Source organism: Natronospira sp. (assembly GCF_007134575.1).
GTDB lineage: Bacteria > Pseudomonadota > Gammaproteobacteria > Natronospirales > Natronospiraceae > Natronospira > Natronospira elongata.
Window position 1 is genome coordinate 1 of sequence record NZ_SLKM01000249.1, and the last position, 2,713, is coordinate 2,713.

The 2,713-nt window shown below is 49.2% G+C and carries 1 protein-coding gene; it reads left to right on the top strand.

Features of this window, described 5'->3' with window-relative positions; all coding sequences use genetic code 11:
• Positions 1-144: 144 nt before the first annotated feature.
• Positions 145-2,713 (top strand): FAD-dependent oxidoreductase (locus tag ACJWXQ_RS09950; RefSeq protein WP_406672737.1); only part of this gene is annotated, 2,569 nt, incomplete at its 3' end.

A 2,713-nucleotide genomic window follows, 5' to 3' on the forward strand; every position in this document is an offset into this window, starting at 1 on the left:
ATGCGCATTCAGACTGACAACGAGCGGGTTCATAAGTCTAGAAAGTTTGCGCTTGATCTGCTGGTAAGCAACCATTATGCTGACTGTGCGCCGCCGTGCCGTGAGGAATGCCCCGCGGGTGTGGATGTGCAGGGATACATCTCGATGATCAACAAGGGTAAACACCGCGAAGCCGTTGAGCTGATCAAGGAAACCAATCCCCTGCCAGCGATTTGCGGCCGCGTGTGCGTGCGCCCCTGTGAACTGGTGTGCCGCAGGAATCTGGTTGAGGAGATCGGTGTGGGCATCGACTACCTGAAGCGCTACACCTCTGACATCGACATGTTTTCGGAGAATCGTTTCATGCCTGAGATTAAACCACCTACCGGCAAAAAAGTTGCCATCATTGGTGCAGGGCCCGGCGGACTTACCGCCGCTTACTTCCTGGCAAAGGAAGGACACCACGCCGAAATTTTTGAAGCCAGCCCACACGCCGGCGGCATGCTGCGCTATGGCATACCACCCTATCGTCTTCCCAACGACGTGATTGAGAAAGAAATAGAAGGAATAACCGGGCTGGGTGTCAAAATCCATTATGGGCAGCGGCTGGGCGATAATATTAGTTATAAAGACCTGAAAGAACAGTTCGACGCCACCATACTGGCCATTGGCTCCCAGAAAGGAACCGGCATCGGTTGTGATGGCGATGATGCTGAAAATATCTTTTCCGGCATTGACTTCCTGCGCAACATGGAGATGACAGGCCAGAAATATGACTTCACCGGTAAGAAAGTAGCAGTGATTGGCGGCGGCAACACGGCCATGGACTGCTGCCGAACCGCCAAACGCTGCGGTGCCGAGGAGGTCACCGTAATCTACCGCCGCACAGAAAAAGAGATGCCGGCCAACCCCATCGAAATCCATGAGTCGAAGCTTGAAGGAATTAATTACATGTTCCTGACGGCACCAGCCAGGGTCAACAAGGATGAAGACGGCAAACTAAAAACGCTCACTTGCATCCGCATGGAGCTGGGGGAACCCGATGCCTCGGGCCGTCGCCGGCCGGTAAAAGTGGAAGGCTCAGAGTTTGACGTTGAACTCGACTTTATCCTCGCAGCCATCGGACAAAAGACCGTGGTAAACTTCATGGATGACATCAGCCAGCACGCTGAAGCGCCTCTCAAACTGAACCGCTGGGGCGACATTGATGCCGCCAGGGGTACGCTGCAAACATCCATAAAGAATGTGTTTGCTTGCGGCGACGGGGTTACCGGCCCTGCCACACTCATTGAAGCCATTGCACAAGGCAAGATAGCCGCTGAAAGCTGCAGCCAATACCTCAATGGAAAAGAAATAACAGCAGCTCCTAAAGAGTTTCTCAGCAAAAAAGATCATTTTGAGAAGCAAGAGGATGGCGACTATAAAGACTTTTTCATCAACCAGGAAAGAAAAGAGATGCCCACCCTTGATCCTGCAAAGCGCGACAATTTCGATGAAGTGGAGCTGGGATATGCCGACGAAGAAGCCATCAAGGAAACAATGCGCTGCCTTGAATGCGGCTGCTCTGAATTGCACACCTGCGACTTGAAAAAATATGCCAATGATTACCAGGCAGAACAAAAACGCTTTGGTGGCGACTACAAAAAATACCAGGTTGATTTTGAGCACCCATTCGTTGAGATAGATAACAACAAGTGCATTCTCTGCTCGCGCTGCATACGCATCTGCTCCGAAGTGAACGGTGCCAATGCCCTGGGGCTTGTTAACCGTGGCTTTGAGACCTACGTGGCTCCAAGCATGGATGGTCCGCTGCAAAACACAAACTGCGAATCGTGCGGCCTGTGCATTGACACTTGCCCTACAGGGGCCATCACTGAAAATGTGCCCTTTAAGACCATGCCGGTAAAAACGGAAAGTGTCAAAACCATCTGCAACTATTGCTCCATTGGCTGCGAAATCACCCTGCACCACAAAACCGGATTTGTTTCCCGCATAACGGGAAGCAAAGGCCTGGTGAATAAAGATGGCAGTATCTGCAGGTTTGCAAAGTTTGGTTATCAGTATCTTAACGATAAAAACCGACTTACACAACCGCTGAAAAAAACAAACGGTGAGTTTGTACCTATCTCCTTTGAAGAGGCTTTCTCAATAATAAAAGAGAAATTACAAGCTGTAAAAGCTGATGAGAATGCCTTTTATGCAGGCGCCCGGCTTACCAATGAAGAAATCTATATGGTGCAAAAGTTTGCGCGAGCCGGAGCCAAAACCAACAATATCAGCAGTTTCCATTATATGGACAAAGGCGATGGCTATTTTGCAAACAGCCATTACAACGTCCCGCTGGAACAACTTAAAATGGCCAAACGCATTTATATACTCGACAGCGAGGTGAACGAAGAGAATGCAGTAGCCGGGTTTTATGCTTTCAACGCACATTTCCGTAACAACATCCCGCTTGAACTCATCACCACCAGGAAGAACAGCAAAATGGCTCATAAAGCTGATACGATAACAAATATCGGTTCGAGTTATTATTTCATCAAAGCCGCCATCCATTATTTGCTTGTCAATAAGTTAGAAAACCGTGTTTTTATTGATGATCATTGTGAGGACTTTGAGGCCTATCGGAAAGCGGTTTTGAAGGAAAGCTTTGATGGGTTGCTTAAAAAGGCAGGAGTTGCCCGGGAAGAGCTCGAGCACTTTGTCAACGACTTTAACAGGGAGGCTCATTCTG